The organism is Yersinia similis, from assembly GCF_001053095.1.
Classification (GTDB): domain Bacteria; phylum Pseudomonadota; class Gammaproteobacteria; order Enterobacterales; family Enterobacteriaceae; genus Yersinia; species Yersinia similis.
On record NZ_CGBP01000014.1, the window covers coordinates 57,054 to 81,245 of the forward strand.

Sequence of the window (24,192 nt, forward strand, 5' to 3'; positions counted from 1 at the left end):
ATTTTCACGCTGCTCAATCGCGTTGATTGGGTAAAACTGAAACGTTTTTATGAGATATCAGTCACAAAACAAAGTGGTTTACCGTATTGAGATTGTTGTTTTTCTGGCGTGATTTTACAGTGGGCATAATTAAAGCTAAGCATCCTGCAATGGAGAGATTTTGATGACGACTTATGCCCTGGTGGGTGACGTTGGCGGTACGAATGCCCGGTTGGCGCTTTGCGCTGTTGCTACGGGTGAGATATTGCAAGCAAAGACATATTCAGGGTTGGAATATGAAAGTTTAGAGGATGTAATCAAACAATATCTATCAGAGCATCAGGCCAAGGTCACCGACGCTTGCATCGCGATTGCCTGCCCGGTTACCGGGGACTGGGTCGCAATGACGAACCATACTTGGGCATTTTCTATTGCGGCCATGCAACAGAATCTGGGTCTGGATAATTTGGAAGTGATTAATGATTTCACCGCGGTCTCCATGGCGATCCCCGTGTTATCCACCCAAGACGTTCTGCAATTTGGCGGCACTCAACCACAGCCCGGCAAACCGGTGGCGGTGTATGGCGCAGGTACCGGGCTGGGGGTAGCACATTTAGTGAATGTGGGCCGCCGTTGGATTAGTTTACCGGGAGAAGGTGGCCATGTTGATTTTGCGCCTAATAGTGAAGAAGAAGACCAGATTCTGGCCGTATTGCGCCAAGAACTGGGGCATGTTTCCGCTGAGCGGGTGTTATCTGGGCCGGGCTTGGTCAATTTATATCGGGCGATTGTGATTGCTGATGCGCGCTTACCTGAGAAACTGGCCCCGAAAGATATTACCGAGCGGGCGATGGCAGATAGCTGTACCGATTGCCGCCGGGCATTATCACTATTTTGTATAATTATGGGCCGCTTTGGGGGCAATTTAGCCCTTAACCTCAGCACGTTTGGTGGCGTTTATATTGCCGGTGGTATCGTGCCACGCTTTATGGCGTTCTTTAAAGCCTCTGGCTTCCGCGCTGCGTTTGAAGATAAAGGCCGTTTTAAAGATTTCTTACAAGACATTCCGGTATATATGATTACTCATCCACAACCTGGTTTACTGGGGGCCGGTGCCTATTTGCGCCAAACATTGGGGTATGAATTGTCGATCTGATTTATCCTGGCCGAGTTATATTCATGATGGGGCGATGATATCTGCCGGGAGATAAATTCCGGCAGATATCATGCGCAGGAGGCTAGTCTGTTATGCCCAACTGCTGTTTACCTATCTCAGTGAGGTTTTTGGTGGTGGCTCTGCCAATAAAGTCCACCTCGAAATCATCCGCGGCAAAGTCTGGTGGTGAACGGCCATCAATAAAGCTGGCTAACTGGCGGGGCAAATAGGCCGCATTTTTTTCACACCACGGCGCTGCAGCGATATACATCACGTTACTATCAAACTCACCATTATGTTCATTCTCTACCGAATGGATCACATCACAGTGCCAAAAGACCGTATCACCCGCCTCTAAATCTGGAATAGGGGAAATAGCTTCCATTAAAAGAGGATGCCACTGTTCAGAAGCCGATAACGCACGGCCGGGTGCAGCGCCACACAAATCGTCGTCAGCGACATCATCCTGTAAGGCCCGCAGTAATATGTAAGCCATTGCATTAGCAATCGGAATAACATTTAAGGTTCCGGCATGGGTCCGTTGTGGGGTCAGTGCGGTCCATCCCTGAAAGGTGCGGAACATCGAACACACTGCCGGTGAGGGGAATTCACGCACTTCCGGGCGGCCCTCAGCGGCGAAAGGATCATATTTTTGCCACTGACCGGAGAACACATGGCGGTAAACATGGCGGAAATTCTCATCCAGCCAACGTTCAATCGAACCGCCATCCACATGAGGAGAGAGGCCGAGTGAAGAGGATTTTGGTGGGCGGCGGCGTGTGCGGTCAGCATAGGTGACAACGCGGTTAGCATCAAAATGTTGCTTACCGTTGCTTTCGGTTTGCCACAGGTTATTTAAGAATATTTGCACTGCCTGCATGCGTTTATCCTGACGGGCTTCAACCTGTGGCGTTGACCAGTAGATACCATAAATCTGGGGTTTACTGGCCGCCAGCGTGCCAAAATAATTGTCTTCGGCCGCATTTTCCAGGCGTTCGACAAAGTTATTACGATCCAGATAGTCGCCAATTTCACGGTTCCATGCGGTGGCTTTCTCCTGCGGAAATACCCCGAGAATGGCACAACAGCCACGTTGTTTTATTTGCGCTTTTTGTTCTTCAGTGACCTTTCCGTTGATAATATCATCGGCATGGAGTTGTGGAACCGGGTTTTTACCTTCGGCCAGATTACGGCGGATCTCTGTGACTTGCTGGCGGATATTATCTTCAACAGCTTGAAAGACTTGTTGATAGTCAGGGAGCGCCTGGCGTAATTGCTGTTTGACCGCTTTAATGGCCGCGGGGATATCGTCTATGTGTAATGAAGCCATAATATTGATTCTCCGAGAGCTGTAGGGTTTGGGACTTCACAGGTCATTTGTATGTTTTTTGTTATGCTAACGTGAATATTATTCAGTCAAAATAGAGAAGAATAAAGGGATGAGGTTAGTCCGAAATTTCCTCTTTTTTTAATGCGTAAAAAATTTGTTATCAATCACTCGACACTTATTCAGCGCTAGGATATTTTCATAGACAGATCATCTGATGGTCAGCGTCGCTCGGACGGTCCGGGCGCTTACGTATCCTCGAGGAATTTATGGCTGAATTACCTGCTAAACGTCGTTTTACCCGAATTGATCGTCTCCCCCCGTATGTTTTTAATATTACTTCTGAGCTGAAGATGGCCGCCCGGCGTCGGGGCGAAGATATTATTGACTTCAGCATGGGCAATCCTGACGGCCCGACACCGCCGCATATCGTTGAGAAAATGTGCAGTGTCGCTCAACGTGAAGATACTCACGGTTATTCAACTTCACGTGGAATACCGCGCCTGCGTAGAGCGATTTCCCGCTGGTATGCCGATCGCTATCAGGTGGATATCGATCCAGAAAATGAAGCTATTGTCACTATCGGTTCTAAAGAAGGGCTGGCTCACCTGATGCTGGCAACGCTGGATCACGGGGATACGGTACTGGTGCCAAACCCCAGCTATCCGATCCACATTTATGGTGCCGTGATCGCCGGTGCGCAAGTACGGTCAGTGCCATTGACCGAAGGTATTGATTTTTTTGGCGAGCTGGAACGCGCTATCCGTGAAACCATTCCTAAACCCAAAATGATGATCCTCGGTTTCCCATCAAACCCGACAGCGCAATGTGTTGAGCTGGATTTTTTTGAGCGGGTGGTGGCACTGGCGAAGCAATACGATGTGCTGGTGGTGCATGATCTGGCTTATGCAGACATCGTTTATGATGGCTGGAAAGCGCCGTCAATTATGCAGGTACCGGGGGCGAAGGATATTGCGGTAGAATTCTTTACGTTATCCAAAAGTTACAATATGGCTGGTTGGCGGATTGGTTTTATGGTCGGCAATCCTGAATTGGTCAATGCTCTGGCCCGGATTAAGAGTTACCACGATTACGGTACTTTCACGCCATTACAGGTAGCCGCGATTGCAGCATTGGAAGGCGATCAGCAGTGTGTCCGTGATATTGCTGAGCAATACCGCCAGCGACGTAATGCCTTAGTGCGTGGGTTACATGAGGCAGGCTGGATGGTTGAGAATCCAAAAGCCTCAATGTATGTCTGGGCAAAAATTCCAGAACCTTATGCACATTTAGGTTCACTGGAGTTCGCTAAACGCTTGCTGGCAGGGGCGAAAGTGTGTGTCTCGCCGGGGATTGGCTTTGGGGACTACGGTGATACGCATGTACGTTTTGCCTTGATTGAGAATCAAGACCGTATTCGCCAGGCAGTGCGTGGGATTAAGAGCATGTTTCGCGCTGATGGTTTGCTGAAACCGGGCAAATCCTCCCCCAATGAAACGGCCTAATCAAACAAAGTCGATTACCCAGTAATTTGCATTTTGGTAAGGTGCTTAGGTGTGTTGCCAAAATGCCAACTCTATCGCCATGTTCTTAATGTTGTCTTCATCGATTTGCGTCATATTGATTAAATTATTCTTATGCCGCCAACGGAGCGTGGCTATGAAAAATCGCTACTCTTTACCCCAAATAGTTCTGCATTGGTTAACTTTATTGATGATCATATTGACCTATTCGGCAATGTTGCTCAGCGATACTGTGCCCGATGAAGACCGGACATTCGTGAGGAACTTGCATTTTAATTTTGGTATTTCTGTCTGGCTATTAATGTTAGTGCGGCTTTGGTTGCGGCAGAGAAACCTGACACCAGCCATTTCGCCACCGTTGCCTAATTGGCAGTTATTGGGGGTCCATCTTTCGCATTGGGGGTTGTATTTGATGTTCCTATCACTGCCGATTCTGGGTGTTTTGACTCAGGCTTATGGTGGAAGAACTTGGCTACTGCTGGGCTGGCAAGTACCGCAGTGGCTCACTCCTAACACTGACGTGCGAGATTACCTTAAGCAAACCCATGTGTTCATTGCCAATTTGGGCTATTTCGTGATTGGGATACACGGTATCGCGGCACTGTATCATCACTATATTCGCCGTGATGATACTTTGCGCAGAATGATGCCTGGAAAATGATCCAAGCATTCGAGATGACAAAGGGCGCTGATGTGCCCCGAGCCCGAGGTTGATGTTAATGACTGAGGGCCAGCGGTGGAGAGAATAAGCAGTAAGTAAAGCGCTGCCTTACTCCACCATCAGCATAAAGGTGCCAACCCAAATCACTAACATAATTGAGATACCCATAAAGAAATATTTCACTGAACGACTCCCCTTGGTGTGATTTCAATAGCAAGCTGAGACACATTCGGCATGTCGTGCCAGTCAGTCCACTGGCTCCGACAGAATGGCGCTACTGTAATCCCAATAGGGAGAAAACTTCAATACTGTAATTTTATGTATCAGATCACATATTCATACAAAAATGGCAATAAATACCAATCAATACATATAAGTGTGATTTATTTCACATTATTTTAAATTATCACCAAATAACAATTTGTTACTCTATTGGTGACGCGATAAGCCGTATGGCCTGATAGCCATTTCATCAGACGATTTTCCGCACAGTGACATCAACTTCAAAGCCCAATAAATAAAGGGCTTGTTCCAGTGCTTCTACTTTAGAGGCGTAATAAACATCCAGCAGGCGATCCATTTGGGCTGCATTCAAACTGAGTTTGCGGGCCATATCGGCTTTGCGGGTATCACTGGCGAGCATAGCATTGTGTAATTCAGCTTTCAGGCGTACAAGAATAGGGACATGAACCGCGATATCACCCGGCTGTAGTGCTGAGGGGGCAGGGATCCGGCGGCGCTCTTCCATCTCGGCGGCAATGCCGTTTTTAATCCCCTCCTGTGCTTCCAACTCGACATCTTCAAGGGAGTATGTCACTGAACTCAATTCAGGGAAGTCACGATAATGAATATGGTATTCGCCACTGGCTTCATCAACGGTATAACTGGCGGGATAACTGAACACGGCGTTCACTCCTGTGAGTGCAATGAGGACGGAAGGTATCCGTATTGTACTGGTATCCGCCAGGTAATCCCCTTCTTTCTTGACCTTATAGCGTAGTGAGTCAACACGGCGATGGCATTAGCGTATACCGTACTTAGCTTGGGGAATCAATCCCAAACAATTCTAGTGACACATTTGCAGCAAACGGGGCGCTTTAATGTGTTAGAGCGTATCAATATGGAAGAGCTTAAAAACGAAGCCGCTATTTCAGGGAAAAGCCCACAATTAAAAGGTGCCACCTACGTGGTGACGGGTGATGTGACTGAGTTTGGTCGTAAAGAAACCGGGGATCGTCAACTGTGGAGCATTTTGGGCAGTGGTAAATCTCAGGTGGCTTATGCCAAGGTCAATCTGTATATCGTTAATGGTTAATACCTCCGAAGTGGTGTTCTCTTCACCGGGGGCGGGTGAGTACGAACTGTCTAACCGTGAAGTTATCGGTTTTGGTGGTACTGCCAGTTACGACTCGACGCTGAATGGCAAAGTGCTGGATTTAGCAATTCGTGACGCCGTGAACAACTTGGTCGCAGGTATGTTTTTTATTGATGGAATTACTCGCTATATCTGCATCTCTAATACCATTGCCGGGCACCTGAAAACGCATTCACCGCAGCCATCGCATAACTCAGGAACCAGTGTGGGCGGTTGATTGGCTTGCCAGGTCAGGGCCTGCTTCTCACAGTAATCAGCGCAGCTATCACAGTAAATATAGGTATTTTGGCAGGTATTTTTCACTGACGGTCGGGCGGCAATCTGGAACTCGGCTGATGATAATGCTCCCGTTTGGCAAGCAGTGCTGCAAGCCTGACAGCGGCTACAATAGGGTGTCGATAAATATTGCGTCGAGAAATTTAACTCAGGCCTTTGATTGACCATCACAATCAGATTCTCCTCGCAGGCCGTCATACAGATACCGCACCCGGTACAGCTCTGTTGAAAAAGTGGTTCGCCAATGGCATATGGCGGCCGGAGGGGGGGAGGAGCGGCGATGTCAGAGGGCGCGGTTGGGGTGCTGGGCTGCACGCCTTTCAGCAAGCCACGAAATAGCCCCCGGCGGCTGATGGTCCGGCTTTCCATATAAGCTTTATAGTAACGTTCGTCTCTAGCCACTGGTTTATTTTTTATCACCGATATAGCTCACGGGGCAGAGGAGATAACCCCAACTCTGTTTGTAGGGTTTTCAGGTAGCAAGTCGCTATCTTCGCCAGCAAGGGATAAACCGGGTATTCAACTTGGGCAGCGCTGACCTGTTCAAGATAACGGTACGCCCACGGCAGTAAATGTGCTGTTAGCAGCACGCTAGCCGCGTTCTTATTGTGTTGTTCGACTAAATTTACCCAGGACAATAGCATTAAGCCAAACTGATCTTCCGGTTCACGCAGAGGGCTTTGGCTAACCCATCCCTGTTCGGCTAAGAATTCACGGTATTGTAAGGTGCTGGCACCCATAAGAATATTTTCTTTATCCAGATAAACGGATCCCCAAGGTGGGGCAGGCATCTCACCTTGCCCTTCAAACAGAATCGAAAAATCGTACTCAAGTAATGTGGGGGAGATATCCGGCATTTGCTGGCAATATTGCACCATGCTCACATGATCGGGCCAAGGAAAAAGCTCGGCAATTTGTGGTAATAACGGAAAGAGGCGCTGTACCGTATCTGATTGCGGTGGGTAATAAAAACACGCGCCTAAAATTCGCGGCAAGGTGGTATTGAGTAGCATCGGGGTTATCGCTCTTATGTGATACCCGTCATATTTCAAGCTGCAGATGCGTTGGCTGCCTTCGCTCACCCCAGTCACTTACTTGTGTAAGCTCCTGGGGATTTGCTCAATTGCCGCCTTCCTGCCACTTAAATTATTTAGGATATAACGTTATTCGGGGGCTGATTAGCCACAAAAAAATAGCAGATAATCAGCGGGTAAATCACAACATGGAGTTATAAATCAAAGTATTAAATCACATTGGCACTTGCCAGAGATTATAAAAGGCAATACGCCCGGCTAATTCACCGATGATAAGCGCTGATGCACACACCACCAGTGTTACCCGTGGGATTTTGTCTTTCAGTAACGCCGCAGCGGCTACAAAAACGCCTAATACCAACAGCAGGATCTGAATTCCCCAGAATAGGGTCTGCTGGCTACTCAATTCCGCAGAGCCTTGCCCGAGGAAAGTTAAATAACCCGGTTTATTCACCAAGGTCACAATGGCACCAGCTAGCAATGCTATCGCACCAAGTTGACGTGCCCCAGTTAACATAGCGAAAGCTCCACCGCCAACCAATACCGTCATCCAAAGTTGCAATGAGGTATATGACGTATCCCAATTAGGGACCGTGGTCAGTTGATAGACTTGAGTCATTGACCAGGCAAAAGCCAGACCAACGAGCACAGTGGCAAAATTACACAGCGTCGCCAGTAGCGAATTTTTCACCAGTGTTGAGAAGAATACCGTGCCGCAAGCCATAGCAACAAACAGGCCACTGAGCAGAATTTCATTACTCATTGGCGAACGGCCAACGCCCAGTAACATATTTATCGCCCGCAAGGGTTGCCCAACATGCAGGGTGCCAATTAACAGGCCTGCCATCACTAGAATCAGACCGACAATATTGGCCTGCTTCAATTGCTGTGGCGTGGTCATTCCTAGCTTGTTACTGAGCCACACCAGTGTAAATAGCCCGACTGCGGTCTGCCCGAGCACGGTAAAAAACACTAAGGGTAATTCATGCATTTTATACCTCCTTCGGGTTTTGGATGCGGCCTGATGTATCACCGGATGGCTTCGCATCGCGGTGGCCTCGGATCACCAGATTAGGCTGTGTCAAATGCGCATGGGGTAACGGTGCAATTGCATTTTCGTCACCGTATTTATCACGTAACACCGAGATCTCATCGAAATCCAACGCACGTTGCGGACAAGAGTCGACGCAGACCGGCTTATCCCCTTGAGCCACGCGTTCGTAGCAGCCATCACACTTGGTCATTAGCTGCTTTTTGGCATCAAATTGTGGCGCGCCGTAAGGGCAGCGCATTTCGCAATAGCGGCATCCGACACACAGATCCTGATTAACCACCACCAAACCATCTTCTTCACGTTTGTGCATGGCACCCGTTGGGCAGCCTGTTACACAGGTGGGTGATGAACAGTGGTTACAGGCAATGGACAGGTAGTAACTGAAGACATTTTGCACCCAGATATTGTCCTGTTGGGTCCAACTGCCTCCCCCGTATTCATATACCCGCCGCAGTTTTGGCCCAAGGTCCAGATTTTTTTCGTCCTTACAACTGACTTGGCAGGTTTTACATCCCGTGCACTTGGTAGAGTCAACAAAAAAACCATATTGCTTCATTATTCCGCTCCTTATGCACGTTTCACTTCAACGAGGTTGGTGTGTTGAGGATTACCTTTCGCCAATGGCGAAGGGCGTAGTGTCGTCAACGTATTGATACAGCCACCCACGTCGATACCGTCCTTGTTGAGATTACGCCATGCCCCTTGTGGCACGGCGATAACACCCGGTAATACCCGTTCGGTAATTTTGACCGCAATATGGATACGGCCACGGCTATTAAATATTTCGACCTGTTCGCCTTGCTGTATGCCACGAGCCTGCGCATCAATCGGGTTCATCCAGAACTGATGAGGTACCGCTTCACGCAGCATCGCGACATTGTAATAGGTTGAGTGGGTATGGCCTTTAACATGGAAGCCAGTCATTTGCAGTGGGTAGGTTTTCAGGGTTTCCTGATCACTGACGCCTTCAGGGGTTGGACAATATTCAGCCACTGCGGTAATGCGGTCACCCGGTGCCAACTGCCACTCGTGTGCGAGTGTTGCCAGTGCTTCGGAATAGATCTCAATCTTGCCTGACGGGGTTTTTAACGGGTTATTTAATGGGTCATCGCGGAAATCTTTTAACGCGATATATTGGCTACTGTCAGCAAAAACACGGTCAATAATGCCTTTGTTATTGGTGTCACTGAAAGGTGGTAGCGCCGGATTTTTATCACGCATTTTGTTATAGCTGATTTCAATCCATTCTTGCTGGGTATGTCCTTCAGTAAAGGCATCCCCCACGCCTAATTTGGTGGCAATCTCGGCTAATACATCGTATGAGGGGCGACATTCCCACAGTGGCTCAATGGTATTTTGCATCCGGGTGACATAGTGATAAGCGCCACTGGCATAGGAGTTATCAATCAGGTCATTTGATTCAACCGATGTGACGTCTGGTAATAATAAATCCGCGTATTTCGCCGAATTGGTCATGTGGTTTTCCCAGACCAAAATAAATTCGCACAATGACTCATCTTGCAAAATAGTATTGGTTTTATTCAGGTCAGAGTGCTGGTTTGCTATAACGTTACTGGCGTAGTTCCAGAGAAACTTAATATTGGTATCCAGTTTTTCTTTATTTTTCACATGGGCATTTTTGGCAGTCATTTCAGTGCCGCGGAAAATAGCATCGGTCCACATAAAACAAGGGATGGCCGTTTTGACCGGATTTGGAATGCTGAATCCAGGAACCGGGTATTTTACGTTGCCCCCCCAGGCACCGGTATTGGTTCCGGCGCGGCCAATATTACCGGTCATCAATGGGAGCATCATAATCGATCGGGACGCTTGTTCACCATTCGCTGTGCGTTGAATTCCCCACCCCTGTGAAATCCAGGCTGCGCGGGCATTACCCAGTTCTCTGGCTAATTGAATAATACGTGTTGGTGAAATACCGGTTATTTCACTGGCCCACTCTGGTGTTTTTTCGGTTCCGTCAGCACCCAGACCTAAAATATAATCTTTATAAGATCCATTCGCTGGGGCCGATGCGGGCAACGTGTTGGCATCCCAACCGACACAATATTGTTGCAGGAAACTTTCGTCAGTCAGATTCTCTTTAATTAAAACATGACCTAAAGCGGCGACCAGTGCAGCATCGGTCCCAGGGAATATCGGGATCCATTCGGCGTTAAGGGTGGTCACACTATCGGTCATTCGTGGGTCAATAATAATGACTTTGGCTCTGCTTTGACCCAACGCCTGAACCGTTTCAATATATTGGCCACCGCCTGACATCCGTGTTTCTGCCAGATTGTGACCAAACATCACCACCAGATCAGAATTTTTAATTTCGTCCAGCAGTGTTTCATCCAAGTTGCCGTAGACATAAGGCATGACGGTGTTGATTTGGGCAGTAGAATAAGTGCCGTGTTGATCAAGATAACCGCCGATCAAACTCAACATACGTTTACAGGCATTACGGCCTTGTAAATTAGCCCCTGTTGAACCAGAGCCATATTGATAATAAATCGCTTCGTTGCCGTATTGAACAATCGTTTTTTTCAGATTATCCGCTACGATAGTTGTGGCTTCATCCCAACTGATACGCTTGAATTTACCTTCACCGCGTTTACCCACTCGCAACATCGGATATTTAACCCGATCCGGATTATAGGTTTTCCATCTTACTGAGCGGCCACGTAAGCAGGGGCGAATTTGGTGTAAACCAAAGGTGGAATCATCATAAATGGCTTCATTAGCAATTTTAATTATTTCACCATTTTTAACATGAACTTTTAGCGGACAGCGACTGCCACAGTTAACCAGACAAGCACTGTATTTAATGCTCTCTTCAGCCGCCGCTGGGGCTTGTTCTGATGTGGCATGAACTGAAAATGGTAGGGTGATTGAACTGGCAATTGCCGCAGCCCCGGTCACTACGGCGGATGTTTGAATAAATTCACGGCGACTCATTGAGCCGGTGAGAGGTGTTTTATTGTTATTCATCAACATGATCCTTGCGGAAATAAAAGAGCAGGACATCCCTTTTTTACTTGACGTTGCCGTGGTGTTAGCAACAACGCCAATGACTTTGGGTATAGAACTGTAATGCTCCACCTTAGGAAATAAGTTGTTGCTTTTATATGATGTAAATCAATCAAGCCCACATAACAAAAATATAATGGTGATTTATGTGAAAATGGCGAGGTTTATTAATTGTTTGCTACGATAAATTAACTATTCTTTATACATTAAATCAATCTATTATCGTAGGGTAAAGAGGTAATAAAGAATCAATATCAAATGAGAGCAGTGTTTTATTGGTGTCAGTTTGTTTTTTTATTTAATTTATTTCACTTGTTTTGAGAAAAGTCTCATTTTTTTGATTAAATAATATTTATCTCTGATTGCTCTTTCTGTTTCATTAGGTCGTCCCCCCCTTCTATTGAGTCATATTACACAGCAGAGCCACCATGAAGAAAGCACATGCCTTGAAACTCAGACCTCACTGGTTTGCCCGAGTTTGAAGGTGGCCGATAGGTGAAGGCTGTTTGTCGTAAGAATGGCATGTCAGATTTTTGCGGCTATCACTGGCAACCGAATATTGCGGTATGGCACTCTGACACATCAAGTACATGCAAGGGCGCGAAGAAGAGAGCCCACGACCACCCAATGGGGTTAGTACTATATGTGGTAATGAAAAAATGTAGTAATAACAAAATACCGTGGTAATAAAGAAATATCTGAAAAAATCAGTTGGTGGTAGTATTCCCCCCCAAATTCATTTAAAAAAGAGATAATGGAAAATAATTTTTTTGGCCGGAACCGAATAAATAATGGGACACTCATTGCAAGAAGTGTTAGATGCTGTAGAAAGAAATCCATACATCAATAGCGAAGATAAGACGCGTCAACGAAATAATGTTATGCGTTCTACTATGTACAATAAACAGAATGAACTGGATCAAGTAAAAAATAGCATTGCAAGTAAATTTATTAAATGGAGCCTTATAAAGGATCAATTTATCAGTGAGGTGACACGTTATTCATCGGATATGAGTGCCAAAGTAAATACTGGTGAAATAACGACTGAGACAGCGATAAAACTATTGGATAAAGAGTTGTCCGATTTGAGAAATCAAGATGAAGAAATGACAAGGGAAAGAGTAAAGCAGGCTGTCATTATTAAAGCTTCAGTAAAGAAAAATAATGATGTAAAAAGAAGAGAAATTGTAAGTTTAACAATTGCTGGCGTTGGATTTGTTACCGCAGGTTTACAAATTGTGGCTGGTGTTGGGATGGTTGGAAGTGTTGCGGGAACCATCCCTGGTGCGTTATTGATAGCGCATGGTACAAACAATATTATTGAGAATGGCTATTATATTTTGTATAGGGAGTCCTATACTGGTCCCCTTAAATTTCTATATGAAGGTGTAGGTGCTCAATTTGGGCTGAGTAAGAGTGATGCAGATGTTATGTATACTGCGGTAGATATTGCGTTATCAATAAATGGAATAATGAGTTATAAATTAACGGAAGATGCTGCACGATTATATCGCTATGTAAATGCAGATCTGTTATGGGGCTTGAAGTCAATGGGAATTAAAAATATGACTACAGCAGAAATATTGCTTGAGATTGTTGGTGATATTAATACTGCAATTAGTCAGGTAAGGAATTACTAATGGTGACTCTTTATTTTTTATTTTCAATATTGTTAATGGTTTTAAATTTTATTCCTCTGCGTAAGTTATTGCTATCAGAAGAATATTATCCACATATTTATGCTATTCTAATCTCATGTATACCCGCAGTTTTTCATTTTTATGTGCTAAATTATGAAGAAATACCTTTTCTAAACATAGATGTATCAGAAAATGACACAATCATTTATATGTCTTTAGTATTAGGTTATTTAAGTGTTATTCCTTATATAGCCGCAAGGCGTATGTATACGTAAATAATAAGGGGTGGGTAGGCCACCCCCGAATAAAGGAATACATAAACTAATACCTTATGCTATAGCTACAGGTTCCTGTCATATTATGGTTACATGTGATGATTTTTTAATGGAAAATTATTTATTTTGAGTGGCACTAATACTAGAATTATTTAGGTGAGAAACCACTAATGGTTACAATTTATTTTTTGCTATCAATATTAGCTATGATTTTAAATTTTATTCCACTACGTAAGATGTTGTTATCTGATGAGGTTTACCCACATGTTTATGCTTTAATAATTTCATGTATTCCTGCCCTTATTCATTTTTATGTGTTAAATTTCAGAGAAATACCGTTTCTAAACATAGATGTATCAGAAAATGACACAGTCATCTATATGTCATTGATATTAGGTTATTTAAGTGCCATTCCTTATATTGCCGCAAGGCGTATGTACACGTAAATAATAAGGGATGGCGTAGGCCATCCCCGAATAAATTAATACACGCGATCATCCCATATGCTATAACCACTGGTTCCTGCTACATTGTGATTCCATGTGATGCTTTTGTATTTAAGAGAGATGGTTTCTTGTGGTTGGGAGCCATTATGTGTGATTGAATGGCTATGTGAAGTTGATATGTCTGAAATTGTCGCGCCGGTAATGGATATTGTATAGTAAAGTTCTAAAGCACCAGCGCTGTTTGTTCTATAAAAGTCAAAAACGGCATCAAGCAATTCATTTTCTGATATGGCCACCCCTAATAAGGGGGATGATTTATCGATGGGTTTTATAAAAGAAATGGGGTGGTGGCTGACGTTTTGTGCTCGGGTCATGGCGTGATTAAGGCTGAGCACAAATATCTGATCTATGTGACTGCCTTGGCTTTTATTGCCTATTGAGTCAATTGATGAGCACCCAGACGAAATTAACCCCTGTTTTTTGCCCTTGAGCGTTAAATAAATCATGTTAGCCATTCTCATATGTCCTTATATACCCGTCGGCCTTCAAGATGCAGGGGGGCGCTGCCCTTGCTCACCGTAGTCACTGAGTTATCGATGCTCCTGGCGATTTGCTCGGTTGCCGCCTTCCTGCAACTCGAATGACTTAGGGTAAAATATTAAAATTGTAACGGTGAGTGTTTTGTTTTTTTTAAAACAAAACATAATTTAATGTGGTTCATTTCTTATAATATACTAAAAAGTAAGGGGGAGTAAATTAGATTATCCGTTACTATTATCTGACGGGGGCGTTATCGCTGGCAGTAGCAAAATACCAAGAACGACAACCCTGTTTTGTATAAAGTGTCGCTTTAACCGGCACCATGCGAGCGGTTATCCTATCCTCTGTTGAGGCTGTCCTCAGTATGACCACGCAGGAAATTAGGTGCGATGTTGAAGATGAAAAATCGATTTATTAATAAAAACCTTTTTGATGAAAAAAACGTTCATGCTGTTTTTGAACTGAGCCTGCTGTTGAAAGCATTGTTGGCCATGATGGAGATTATCGCAGGGGTCTTAACCTACTTTGTGACACCTCAGTTTTTACTGAATACGCTGCATCGCATCACACAAGTAAATTTTATTGAAAGCCGTGGTGACATTATTGCCAATTATCTGTTGCATGCTACCCAACATCTCTCCATCAGCAGCTTACATTTCGCTGCGTCATATTTGTTTATCCACGGTGCTATTAAGTTATGGATTATTATTGGGTTGTGGCGCAAAAAACTCGGTTATTACCCTGTTGCTGTGGCGGTTTTTAGTCTGTTTATTGTTTATCAACTCTATCGCTATACCTTTACCCATTCCCTGCTTTTGATCCTGATAACGATTCTGGATGTGTTTGTTATTGCCCTGACGCTGCTTGAATACCGGCGGTTACGCCATGAAGAAAAAAACTGTTCTGAGAACTAAACTTGTTCTTAGAACTAAGGCTCTGCTCTTATTATGACGATGCGCCGTTTGTCAGCGAAAAATTAAGCGCGGTTATTTGGCAAAGATATGTGCCTGCCCCATGATATCCAGGCCAACAGTTAAGCCAACATGGAGGTCTTCTCGGCTAATTGTCTTAATTTCTATGGTTTCTCCACTGTGAATGACCTGTAGGGTGAGTGTCGAAATAAAACCGGCAAAATCAATGGCGACAACCTTCGCTAAGCAGGATGCTGCATCATACTGTTCAGGCCGTAAAGGGGTGAGGGTGATCTGTTCTGGCCGCAACATAATACGAGCCTCACCGCGGCGGTGTGGGTTATCCACTCTTACCTGACCAAGTGCACAGCGTGCCAGCCCGGTGCCTAGCTGAGCGGTTAGCATCAGTGTCTCTCCCAGAAATGTAGCGGTGGGTTCATCCACAGGCCGTAAGTAAAGCTCTTGTGGCGGGCCGACATGGGCTAATTTCCCCGCGCGCATCACGGCAACCTGGTCGGCAAAAGATAATGCTTCAGTTTGGTCATGGGTAACCAGAATTGAGGCAATATTGGCTTCTGACAATAACTCGGCCACGGCTTTGCGGGTTGAGGCTCTTAACGCGGTATCCAATGCTGAAAACGGTTCGTCCAGTAGCATCAGAACAGGGCGCTGAGCCAGTGCTCTGGCAAGAGCTACCCGCTGCTGCTGCCCACCAGAAATCTCATGTGGCCACAGGGCAGATAACCGCCGGTCCAGCGCAACCATATCCATCAACTCATTAATTCGGCGCTCTTTATCCTGCTTACTGCCTTTTAATCCGTAACCAATATTTCCAGCAACCGTGAAATGCGGAAAGAGCGCCCCGTCTTGCGGTACAAAACCAATACCTCGCTTGTGGGCAGGCACGTATGTTGTGCCATCGAACATCGCCTTCCCTTGCAAGATCACTTTGCCCGAATCCGGTGTTTCAAAACCGGCAATGATCCGCAACAGCGTCGTTTTGCCTGAACCGGATGGCCCGACAATGGCGGTGCGGCTACCTGGCGGGACGTGTAAGTCAATGCGATCCAATACGGTAACTGATTGATAAGACTTACCGATATGATGAAGTTCAAGCGTGCTCATAGTCCTGCTGTCCGTTGAGATTGAGAGTAGAGAAGCCAGGTTAACGGCAGGGAAAGTGCCACCATCAGAAAGGCATAAGGTGCAGCAGCGACATAGTCAATTTCACTGGTCAACGCCCAAAACCCGGTTGCCAGTGTTCGGGTGCCGTTCGGGGCCAGTAATAGCGTTGCGGTCAATTCGTTGGAGATAGCCAGAAAGACTAATGCGGCACCCGCAGCGGCTCCGGGAGCGGCCAACCGCAAGGTGGTACTTAAAATAGCTTGGGTCGGCGTTCGCCCAAGGCTACGGGCGACGTTTTCTAACTCGACCGGCGCTTGCGCAATGCCAGCCCGTAAACTGATTAATGCACGTGGCGTAAACATCAATAGATACGCCAGCAACACGGTAAATTCAGTTTGATACAAAGGGCGCGCAATACGGATGGTGATGGTCACTAATGCCAGTGCCACGACGATCCCTGGTAGCGAACTGGTGACGTAATAACACCCTTCCATCGCGCGGTGTAACCGCCCCGGATAGCGCACCGATAGCCATGCCATTGGTATAGCACACAGCGTAATGATCACCGCACCGCTCAGGGCTAATCCCAGCGTCTGTTTTAACGCGGGTAGCAGTTCCGGGTTTAGCCAGATATCAATGCCACCAATAGAGAGCCAGCGAACAAGGGTAATGAACGGAACCCCCAGAGAGAGGGTGGTGATCAATAAGGGCAATAGCAGGCACAGGAAGGTGAGTGAGGTCCCCATAGAATAGACGGTCTGGCGTCTTGGGGTGCCGGAGCCGACCCGTGCATAGCGATGGTAGCCTCGGCTGGTGGCTTCGATCAATAGTAACCCCAAACAACATAAGGCCAGTACACCTGCTAACATGTTAGCGGCGGGGCCATTAAATGTGGATTGGAACTGGTCAAAAATCGCGGTAGTAAAGGTATCAAAACGGATCATGGCATATAGGCCATATTCAGCCAGTAAATGCAGGGCGATGAGTAATGATCCACCCCATACCGCTAATTTTAACTGAGGCAATACTACGCGAAAAAATACCGTGATGGGTTTGTTGCCCAATGATGCAGCTGCATCTTCAAGCCCAGGATCAAGACGGCGTAATACTGCTGCCGCTGGCAGATAGATGAATGGGAAATACGCTATCACCGAGATAAAAACACCGGCGGCTAGCCCATTCATTGAGGGTATCAGACTGATCCAGGCATAACTTTGTACAAAAGCAGGCACTGCCAGTGGTGCTATTGCCAAAAGTGACCAAACCCGCCTGCCGGGTAGGGTAGTGCGTTCCGTCAGCCAGGCTAATGCGACGCCAATCATGGCGCAAAGGGGCAAGGTGAAAACCACCAGTAAAACGGTATTGATCAATAATTCGCCCACGCGAGGACGAAAAACGAGTGCCTTAACCGTTGACCAACCTGTATCAATTGCAATACCGATAACAAAACCCAGTGGTAGCAGGGATAACAGCGACAGTATTATTGCAATAACAACCACCCCTGTACCCGGACGGTGACTAGATTGTCGTGGTGTTGTCTTACTCAGTGCAGCCTGTGTAACATCGGTACTTATATTGGACATAATCGGTAAAGGCACTCGGTTTGTTAAACGCCCGCAGGGGGCAGAGTAAAACGGATTACAGCAGACCCGCTTCGGTCATCAACTCAACCACTTTTTTGCTGTTCAGTTTAGACACCTCTACTTTCGGCGGATCCAAATCTTTCAGTGGCACCAATTTAGGATTGGAAGCTGCATTCACGCCAACCGCATATTCAAAGGCGCTATTGCTATCGCGCAAGAAATCCTGCCCCGCTTTACCGGTGACCCATTTTACGAATTTCTGGGCTTGTTGCGGATGTTTACTGGAGGCTAATACCCCTGCACCAGAGATACTGACGAATGCACCGGGATCCTTATTTTTAAAGTAATGCAGTTTAATATTACCGCTGTTCTCACCAGTTTTAGCTTGATCAACAAAGGGATAGTAATGATAAATAACGCCGCCATCAATTTGGCCTGCGTTCACAGCTTTCATCACTGTGCTGTTGCCTTTATACGCTGTCGCGTTAGTTTTCATGGCTTTTAACCACTCTAAGGTGGCTTTTTCACCTTTTAGCTCAAGCATGGCACTGACAATCGCCTGGAAGTCAGCACCAGATGGTGAAGCTCCCCAGCGGCCTTTCCACTCTGGTTTCGCCAGATCCATTAGGGATTTAGGCAGTTCTGCCTCGCTGATTTTTGCCGGATTGTAAACAAATACGGTGCTGCGAGCTGCAATACCGGTCCAGCGCCCATCTTCAGGCCGGTATTCTTTAGCGACTTGTGCTTGCGTTGCAGCATCCAGAGGAGCGAACAATTTGGCATTATCAACTAACACCATGGCTGGGGAGTTCTCGGTCAGGAAAACATCGGCAGGCGATGAACTGCCCTCTTGAATTAATTGATTGCCCAATTCACTGTCTTTACCATTACGTAGCGTGACTTTGATACCGGTATCTTTGGTAAAACCTTCAGCCCAAGATTTTGCAAAACTTTCATGCTGAGCATTGTAGATGATAATGCCATCTTTATCTGAGGCGGCATTGGCAGAGCATGCAAACAGGATTGCAGACGCCAGTAAAGCAACATGGCTGATAGAGGGTATAGGTATTTTCATATAGCGATCCTTTTAAAAGGTCAGGGAAGAAAACGAAGTTGCCAGGCAAGTGCAAAATGATTGTATAGAAAGAAACGGATTATGGTAATAAAAATGATTATCATTGTTATCTGAATATTTCATTATTGAATCTAATATGTTTATTCTGATAAATATTATGAGACCATATATGGTTGTAAACCCCCCTGTATTGCGTCAACCATTGGAAAGTAATATTTAGCTTTCATTATCTGAAGATCACCGGCTTTAACGGCATTTTCCTGTTTGTTCACAACAGACAATGGCTTACCATAGCTATCACTTATTTGTATGGTTTATAGGTATTCAATGCGTTATTTGGCTGTCATTCTCCCTTTGTTTACGTTGCTCTCAGCTTGTAGTAGCCAGCCGACGCCTCCTGTTGCTGCAACTCCGTCAGATAGTCCTGTTCAGGGGGGTTTTTGGCTTGAGCCGGAACATGCGGGCCAGTTGCAAAACGGTGATTTTGCCTTTAACCCAGATACCACGCGTTTTGTTGACAAAATGGTGCGTGAGCACGGTTTTGATCGCCAGCAACTGCACGATGTATTGGCTCAGACCCAACGATTGGACTGGGTGATTCGCTTGATGGATAAGCAAGCGCCGACGTCCCGGCCCCCCTCAGGACCAAACGGTGCCTGGAATCGCTATCGCAATAAATTTATTACTCCTGATAATGTGCAGAATGGGGTGGTTTTCTGGAATCAATATGAAGGTGCGTTGCAACGTGCCTGGGAGGTGTACGGTGTGCCGCCGGAAATTATCGTCGGGATCATCGGGGTTGAAACGCGTTGGGGCCGGGTGATGGGGAAAACCCGAATTATCGATGCCTTGGCGACGCTGTCTTTTGCTTACCCACGGCGTGCAAAATTCTTTACGGGTGAGTTGGAAACCTTCTTATTGATGGCGCGTGCCGAGGGGAAAGACCCACTCAGTCTACGGGGTTCCTATGCGGGGGCGATGGGCTATGGCCAATTTATGCCATCATCATTTAAGCGCTATGCGGTTGATTTTGATGGCAACGGTCACATCAACTTATGGGATCCCATTGATGCTATCGGCAGTGTTGCCAATTACTTCAAATCCCACGGTTGGACGAAAGGTGCGCCGGTAGCTGTACCTGCCAATGGACAGGCTCCAAATCTCGAAAATGGATTTAAGACCCGTTATCCAATCTCGACTTTATCGGCAGCAGGGCTTAGCCCCAAAGGGTCGTTAGGCGATTATCAGGAGGCCAGTTTGCTGCGCTTTGATGTGGGTACTGGTTATCAATATTGGTACGGTTTGCCCAACTTCTACACGATTACCCGCTATAACCACAGTACCCATTATGCGATGGCGGTATGGCAGTTAGGGGAGGCCGTGGGCAGAGCGCGCAAAGGGGAGTCAATGATTACCCAATAGCATGAAAAAGAGGGCTGCATTAGGGTTATGCCGCCCTCTTTTATTGACGATATTTATTATTCCATCAGATGTGAAATATCATCAGGATGGACTGATGGTGGGGAGCGCCGCCAACCGCGTGTCAGCCATAGCAGGTAGATAAACCCGGCCAATAACCACAGTAAACCAACCTCCAGCGCTCGCTGTTCTAAATGAAGCCATAACCATACTGACATAACAAACCCCAGTAACGGTAATAGCCCATATCTGAACATTGCTGCAGTTCCACGGCGTTTCTCGTTGATCAGAAAATGCTTGATAACACTCAGGTTAACGAAGGTGAAAGCCCCCAGCGCACCAAAACTTATCATTGACACCACTAAATTCAGATCGAGGAATAATGCCAGTAGCGAAATTGTTGCTACGAACAAAATGGCACGCCACGGTGTGTGGAATTTAGTATGCAGATGGAAAAACACTTTACGTGGTAACACGCCTTCGCGACCCATTGCATAGAAGATACGCGAAACGCTGGTTTGCGCGGTCATCGCTGACGCATAAACCCCCGTCAGATAGGTAGCCATAAAGAAGTTATACATCCACTTGCCGCCGACATGCTCCGAGATAATCAGGCTGGCAGTGTCTTGGTGGGGAATGAGCGACGGCCAATCGGGATAAGCCAAATGCGCGGCATAGGACACCGCGATGAAGATGGCTCCGGCGCTGATAACAGTAAACAGGATCGCTCGTGGCAGGGTCCGTTTTGCGTCGTGTGCTTCTTCTGCCATGGTGGCGATAGCATCAAAACCGAGGAAGGCGAGGCAGAGTACCGCAGCGCCCGACAGCAGGCCAGATAAGTCTCCAGCATTCACCAGTAGCGGCTTCATCAATGCTTCTGGGCTTAAATCGGCCTGACTGAAAGACAGCGTAATAAATAAGACGATAAAGATCATCTGGGCCGCAATCAGGGTGAAATTCACTGAGGTCAACAAACGTACACCGAGTATATTCAGCAAGCTGACGCTGACAATTGATGCAATGATAAATACCGGGGCAGGAATAGACGGAAATGCCTCATGCAGGAAAATGCCTAAAACCAAATAATTCAGGATCGGCAGGAACAGGTAATCCAAAATTTGTGCCCAGCCAACCAGAAAACCGGTTTTTCCACCAAAACTTCGTTGAACGTAAGAATAGGCTGAGCCAGATAACGGCATAGCGTTAGTCATCCGGCAATAACTGAGGGCGGTAAATAAAATAGTGGCGACAGTCACCAAATAGGCAATGGGTAAATGTCCCTGACTTAACACGGTTACCTGACCATAGGTGGTGAATACACCCAATGGCACCATATAGGCAAGTCCGAAAGCGACCAGCGCGGGGGTTTTAAGCACTCTACGTAACTGAGTATTTTGTGGCATTACCGTATCATCTCCTGGTGTGACAAGCACCGTTAAGCCGCATTCTATGCGGTTATATCCAAAATCATTGTCGTCTTCCTGCACTCGAATGATTTAGGGTATACCAATATAAAGGAGCGGATTCTGACACAAGGATGACAGGTTGGAAAGTGAGTAATTAACTTCGGCTTTTTAGCTGAAAAGAATAAAGTTTTTTACGTGTTAAATTACAGTTAAAAATTATCTGATTAGTCAGAAATAAAAGGCTAAATAATATTTAAAACGAATTACGTTTTTTGTGGCAGAAATAAAGAAGGCAGTAAAAAATACTGGCAGGTTGCCGATAATCCCCCATTAACATGATCTTGAGCGGTGAATATAGGCAAAAGAGTAAAGGGTAGAAAAGTAAAGCGCCCATGCCACTGAAGGTGTGGCTAGAACCTACACGGACGCTTTTTTACAAAAGGAAGATACGTGTTTACGGTCTCCCTAACTTCTCTGCTGCGGGCAGGCCGTCGTTCACCTTAGAACACTAAAAAATAGTGTCCTCTACTGCCATTACCCGAGCTGATAGACCACTTTGCCACCCACTAACGTGTAGGCCACTTGTGTCTGATAAATCGTTTCTGGCGATTGTTCAAACAGATTGTTTTTCAAAATGATGATATCAGCAAATTTTCCAGCTTCCAGAGAGCCGATATAATGCTCTTTAGCAATCATATAGGCGGCATCTATAGTTGCTGAACGCAGTGTTTCAATCAACGTCAGGTTCCGGTCATTATCCAAGCGAGGGCCTGCGGGATTGCCTTCGAGATCCCATGCGCGCCGGGTCATACCGACTTGCAGGTTGTACCATTCATCCAAACGGTCAATCGGCCAGTCGCTGCCATAGGCAATGCGTGCGCCAGCATCCAGGAAGCGGGCCGCGGGTTCCATATGTTGGAAGCGTGTTTCACCTAGCATTTCCCGTTCTTCATCAATCAATACCCCAGGCAACCCCCCCCATTGGAAAGAGAGCACAGCGGTCGCGCCAAGTTCGGCAAAGCGTTTATATTGATGTGCGGCCACCAATTCATTGTGCGCCAACCCAGGGCGAATATCTTTCCCTGGCAGTGCAGCACGCATCTGCTCCACGGCATCCAGCACCATTTCGATAGCACTATCGCCCACAGTATGGGTATGCGGATGGAGACCCGCGCGAGCACATTCCAATATAACCGCATTAACCACAGGGGCGGTAAAATAGAGATCGCCATAATGGTCAGTATGTTGCCAATTGGGTTGCTGTGGCGATCCATGGTTGGCACGGTAAGGCTCCAGCAATGCGGCTGTCATGGTGGGCGGCTGTAATACCCCGTCAATAAACAGTTTTAGATGGTCAACGGCGAAACCCGGTGCGGGCGTCCACGCTTTACTGCCCCATTGACGGCCAAATTCAACCACTTCTTGCACCACGCGTGCTGCATCTTCTGGCCCACGCAGGCTATCTGGTGTCACTTCTTTAGCGCCTAACACGCGTAGCGTCAGTTCATTACGCTCATGCAGTTTTTTGAAGGCCAATAACTGTTCAGCAAAGACACGAGTATCCATCACCGTTGTGACGCCCTGCGCATTCAGGACTTGTTGGACATGGGCGGCAATCTGCACATTTTTTTCTGGTGTGGCCGCTGGGATGCTGTCGAAGGCACGCATCGCGGGGGCATCCTCCAAAATACCTGTCAGTTTCCCGTGCTCATCACGGGCGATTTTTCCGTCTGGTGGGACCGGGGTGTTCTCATCAATGCCGAGCAATTCCAACGCACGGCTGTTGGCCGCCAGCGTGTGACAATCGTTGGAGAACAACGCCACCGGGCGACGAGTATTCAGTGAATCGAGTGCAGCACGGCTCATATCTGCACCGACCGGGATCATTGCCTGACGTTGCCAGGCACGGACGGTCAGCCAATCATTTTCACCGTTAAAAGGGTCGTTATCGAGGTGCTTTTGGATAATATCCAGCGTTTGTTCGACACTCAGGGCGGCATAGTTCAGGTTACAGCCGATCAGTTGTTTGCCCCCCCAGAATGGGTGCATATGGCTATCGATAAGACCAGGCATCATAAATTGCCCATTTAGATCAATAAGCTGGGTTTCTGGTGAAGTGAATTGTTGCTTAATTTCATCACCGCCAGTGGCCAGAATATAGCCTTGGCCAATCGCGATGGCACTGCAAACCGTGTTATCCGCATCTGCCGTGTATATGATGCCGTTGTAATAAATAACATCGGCTACAGAAAGCTGTTGAGTCATGTTATGCACTTAATACAAAGTAAAAGGAATCAGATAACCATTATAGCCAACCCGATTTGAAAGTGCCTTCATTTAAACCAGCTCGATTTGAT

20 protein-coding genes and 1 pseudogene are annotated in these 24,192 nt (G+C 46.6%); 7 read left to right on the forward strand and 14 right to left on the reverse strand.

What is annotated here, in order from left to right:
• The first annotated feature begins 163 nt into the window (after positions 1-163).
• Positions 164-1,135, forward strand: a complete 972-nt coding sequence (gene glk / locus AC971_RS12130) for a glucokinase (protein WP_025384413.1) — start codon at positions 164-166, stop codon at positions 1,133-1,135.
• 82 nt (positions 1,136-1,217) lie between these two features.
• Here glk and AC971_RS12135 read toward each other — a convergent pair whose 3' ends face one another.
• The gene (locus AC971_RS12135; protein WP_025384412.1) at positions 1,218-2,465 is read right to left on the reverse strand and encodes a DUF1479 domain-containing protein; all 1,248 of its coding nucleotides are present in this window, start codon (positions 2,463-2,465) and stop codon (positions 1,218-1,220) included.
• Between the two features lie 266 nt (positions 2,466-2,731).
• Here AC971_RS12135 and alaC point away from each other — a divergent pair, with 266 nt between their 5' ends.
• Together alaC and AC971_RS12145 are read left to right on the forward strand one after the other, a co-directional pair.
• Positions 2,732-3,967 carry an alanine transaminase gene (gene alaC, locus AC971_RS12140; protein ID WP_025384411.1) on the forward strand — a complete coding sequence of 412 codons (1,236 nt, stop codon included), beginning with the start codon at positions 2,732-2,734 and terminating at the stop codon, positions 3,965-3,967.
• A 154-nt stretch (positions 3,968-4,121) separates the two neighbouring features.
• Complete coding sequence (locus tag AC971_RS12145; RefSeq protein WP_025384410.1) at positions 4,122-4,646, forward strand: cytochrome b; 525 nt, start codon at positions 4,122-4,124, stop codon at positions 4,644-4,646.
• Positions 4,647-4,754: 108 nt separating this feature from the next.
• Here AC971_RS12145 and ypdK read toward each other — a convergent pair whose 3' ends face one another.
• Together ypdK and AC971_RS12150 are read right to left on the reverse strand one after the other, a co-directional pair.
• Entirely contained in the window at positions 4,755-4,829 is a 75-nt protein-coding gene (ypdK, locus tag AC971_RS24305; RefSeq protein WP_144236130.1) for a membrane protein YpdK, read from the reverse strand.
• A gap of 289 nt (positions 4,830-5,118) precedes the next feature.
• The gene (locus AC971_RS12150) at positions 5,119-5,550 is read right to left on the reverse strand and encodes a type II toxin-antitoxin system HicB family antitoxin (RefSeq protein ID WP_025384409.1); all 432 of its coding nucleotides are present in this window, start codon (positions 5,548-5,550) and stop codon (positions 5,119-5,121) included.
• A 138-nt stretch (positions 5,551-5,688) separates the two neighbouring features.
• Here AC971_RS12150 and AC971_RS12155 point away from each other — a divergent pair.
• Positions 5,689-6,124 (forward strand): annotated as a pseudogene (locus AC971_RS12155) (CsgG/HfaB family protein); the annotation flags it as partial.
• Positions 6,125-6,147: 23 nt separating this feature from the next.
• On the opposite strand, the gene AC971_RS22050 reads toward AC971_RS12155, so the two are convergent.
• From AC971_RS22050 to AC971_RS12175, 5 genes are all read right to left on the reverse strand, one after another.
• Entirely contained in the window at positions 6,148-6,717 is a 570-nt protein-coding gene (locus AC971_RS22050; protein WP_038402310.1) for a 4Fe-4S binding protein, read from the reverse strand.
• Positions 6,714-7,310, reverse strand: coding sequence for a molecular chaperone TorD family protein (locus tag AC971_RS12160; RefSeq protein ID WP_025384408.1), 597 nt, complete (start codon positions 7,308-7,310; stop codon positions 6,714-6,716). Before AC971_RS12160 ends, AC971_RS22050 begins: the two co-directional genes overlap by 4 nt.
• Positions 7,311-7,545: 235 nt before the next feature.
• Positions 7,546-8,322 carry a dimethyl sulfoxide reductase anchor subunit family protein gene (locus AC971_RS12165; protein ID WP_025384407.1) on the reverse strand — a complete coding sequence of 259 codons (777 nt, stop codon included), beginning with the start codon at positions 8,320-8,322 and terminating at the stop codon, positions 7,546-7,548.
• Between the two features lies 1 nt (position 8,323).
• Entirely contained in the window at positions 8,324-8,941 is a 618-nt protein-coding gene (locus AC971_RS12170; protein ID WP_025384406.1) for a DMSO/selenate family reductase complex B subunit, read from the reverse strand.
• Positions 8,942-8,952: 11 nt separating this feature from the next.
• Positions 8,953-11,376, reverse strand: coding sequence for a DmsA/YnfE/YnfF family dimethyl sulfoxide reductase (locus tag AC971_RS12175; protein WP_025384405.1), 2,424 nt, complete (start codon positions 11,374-11,376; stop codon positions 8,953-8,955).
• A gap of 830 nt (positions 11,377-12,206) precedes the next feature.
• Here AC971_RS12175 and AC971_RS12180 point away from each other — a divergent pair.
• Positions 12,207-13,055, forward strand: coding sequence for a DUF4225 domain-containing protein (locus AC971_RS12180; protein WP_025384404.1), 849 nt, complete (start codon positions 12,207-12,209; stop codon positions 13,053-13,055).
• Positions 13,056-13,811: 756 nt separating this feature from the next.
• Here AC971_RS12180 and AC971_RS12190 read toward each other — a convergent pair.
• Positions 13,812-14,291 carry an Hcp family type VI secretion system effector gene (locus tag AC971_RS12190; RefSeq protein ID WP_025384402.1) on the reverse strand — a complete coding sequence of 160 codons (480 nt, stop codon included), beginning with the start codon at positions 14,289-14,291 and terminating at the stop codon, positions 13,812-13,814.
• Positions 14,292-14,705: 414 nt separating this feature from the next.
• Between AC971_RS12190 and AC971_RS12195 the strand changes: the two genes are divergently transcribed.
• Positions 14,706-15,230: a DUF2127 domain-containing protein gene (locus tag AC971_RS12195; protein ID WP_025384401.1), complete on the forward strand. Its 525-nt coding sequence runs from the start codon at positions 14,706-14,708 to the stop codon at positions 15,228-15,230.
• Between the two features lie 72 nt (positions 15,231-15,302).
• Here AC971_RS12195 and AC971_RS12200 read toward each other — a convergent pair whose 3' ends face one another.
• The 3 genes from AC971_RS12200 to AC971_RS12210 are packed head-to-tail and all read right to left on the reverse strand — an operon-like array spanning position 15,303 to position 19,010.
• Positions 15,303-16,352, reverse strand: a complete 1,050-nt coding sequence (locus tag AC971_RS12200; RefSeq protein WP_025384400.1) for an ABC transporter ATP-binding protein — start codon at positions 16,350-16,352, stop codon at positions 15,303-15,305.
• Entirely contained in the window at positions 16,349-17,935 is a 1,587-nt protein-coding gene (locus AC971_RS12205; RefSeq protein WP_025384399.1) for an ABC transporter permease, read from the reverse strand. Before AC971_RS12205 ends, AC971_RS12200 begins: the two co-directional genes overlap by 4 nt.
• A gap of 55 nt (positions 17,936-17,990) precedes the next feature.
• Positions 17,991-19,010 carry an iron ABC transporter substrate-binding protein gene (locus AC971_RS12210; RefSeq protein ID WP_025384398.1) on the reverse strand — a complete coding sequence of 340 codons (1,020 nt, stop codon included), beginning with the start codon at positions 19,008-19,010 and terminating at the stop codon, positions 17,991-17,993.
• Between the two features lie 327 nt (positions 19,011-19,337).
• Between AC971_RS12210 and mltB the strand changes: the two genes are divergently transcribed.
• On the forward strand, positions 19,338-20,432 hold the full coding sequence (gene mltB / locus AC971_RS12215) for a lytic murein transglycosylase B (protein WP_025384397.1): 1,095 nt from the start codon (positions 19,338-19,340) through the stop codon (positions 20,430-20,432).
• Positions 20,433-20,488: 56 nt separating this feature from the next.
• Here the strand turns inward: mltB and AC971_RS12220 are convergent, their stop codons facing one another.
• Positions 20,489-21,832 (reverse strand): APC family permease, encoded by a 1,344-nt coding sequence (locus tag AC971_RS12220; RefSeq protein ID WP_025384396.1) that lies wholly within the window; start codon positions 21,830-21,832, stop codon positions 20,489-20,491.
• Positions 21,833-22,369: 537 nt separating this feature from the next.
• The gene (locus AC971_RS12225) at positions 22,370-24,100 is read right to left on the reverse strand and encodes an amidohydrolase (protein ID WP_048677653.1); all 1,731 of its coding nucleotides are present in this window, start codon (positions 24,098-24,100) and stop codon (positions 22,370-22,372) included.
• Between the last annotated feature and the right edge of the window lie 92 nt (positions 24,101-24,192).

Excerpts from the sequence above, each read along its gene's own strand:
- glk (WP_025384413.1), top strand. The coding sequence starts at position 164 with ATGACGACTTATGCCCTGGTGGGTGACGTTGGCGGTACGAATGCCCGG.
- AC971_RS12200 (WP_025384400.1), bottom strand. The coding sequence starts at position 16,352 with ATGAGCACGCTTGAACTTCATCATATCGGTAAGTCTTATCAATCAGTT.
- AC971_RS12135 (WP_025384412.1), bottom strand. The coding sequence starts at position 2,465 with ATGGCTTCATTACACATAGACGATATCCCCGCGGCCATTAAAGCGGTC.
- AC971_RS12210 (WP_025384398.1), bottom strand. The coding sequence starts at position 19,010 with ATGAAAATACCTATACCCTCTATCAGCCATGTTGCTTTACTGGCGTCT.
- AC971_RS12165 (WP_025384407.1), bottom strand. The coding sequence starts at position 8,322 with ATGCATGAATTACCCTTAGTGTTTTTTACCGTGCTCGGGCAGACCGCA.
- AC971_RS12205 (WP_025384399.1), bottom strand. The coding sequence starts at position 17,935 with ATGTCCAATATAAGTACCGATGTTACACAGGCTGCACTGAGTAAGACA.
- AC971_RS12170 (WP_025384406.1), bottom strand. The coding sequence starts at position 8,941 with ATGAAGCAATATGGTTTTTTTGTTGACTCTACCAAGTGCACGGGATGT.
- AC971_RS12180 (WP_025384404.1), top strand. The coding sequence starts at position 12,207 with ATGGGACACTCATTGCAAGAAGTGTTAGATGCTGTAGAAAGAAATCCA.
- alaC (WP_025384411.1), top strand. The coding sequence starts at position 2,732 with ATGGCTGAATTACCTGCTAAACGTCGTTTTACCCGAATTGATCGTCTC.
- AC971_RS12190 (WP_025384402.1), bottom strand. The coding sequence starts at position 14,291 with ATGGCTAACATGATTTATTTAACGCTCAAGGGCAAAAAACAGGGGTTA.
- AC971_RS12175 (WP_025384405.1), bottom strand. The coding sequence starts at position 11,376 with ATGAATAACAATAAAACACCTCTCACCGGCTCAATGAGTCGCCGTGAA.
- mltB (WP_025384397.1), top strand. The coding sequence starts at position 19,338 with ATGCGTTATTTGGCTGTCATTCTCCCTTTGTTTACGTTGCTCTCAGCT.
- AC971_RS12220 (WP_025384396.1), bottom strand. The coding sequence starts at position 21,832 with ATGCCACAAAATACTCAGTTACGTAGAGTGCTTAAAACCCCCGCGCTG.
- AC971_RS12160 (WP_025384408.1), bottom strand. The coding sequence starts at position 7,310 with ATGCTACTCAATACCACCTTGCCGCGAATTTTAGGCGCGTGTTTTTAT.
- AC971_RS12195 (WP_025384401.1), top strand. The coding sequence starts at position 14,706 with ATGTTGAAGATGAAAAATCGATTTATTAATAAAAACCTTTTTGATGAA.
- AC971_RS12225 (WP_048677653.1), bottom strand. The coding sequence starts at position 24,100 with ATGACTCAACAGCTTTCTGTAGCCGATGTTATTTATTACAACGGCATC.
- AC971_RS12145 (WP_025384410.1), top strand. The coding sequence starts at position 4,122 with ATGAAAAATCGCTACTCTTTACCCCAAATAGTTCTGCATTGGTTAACT.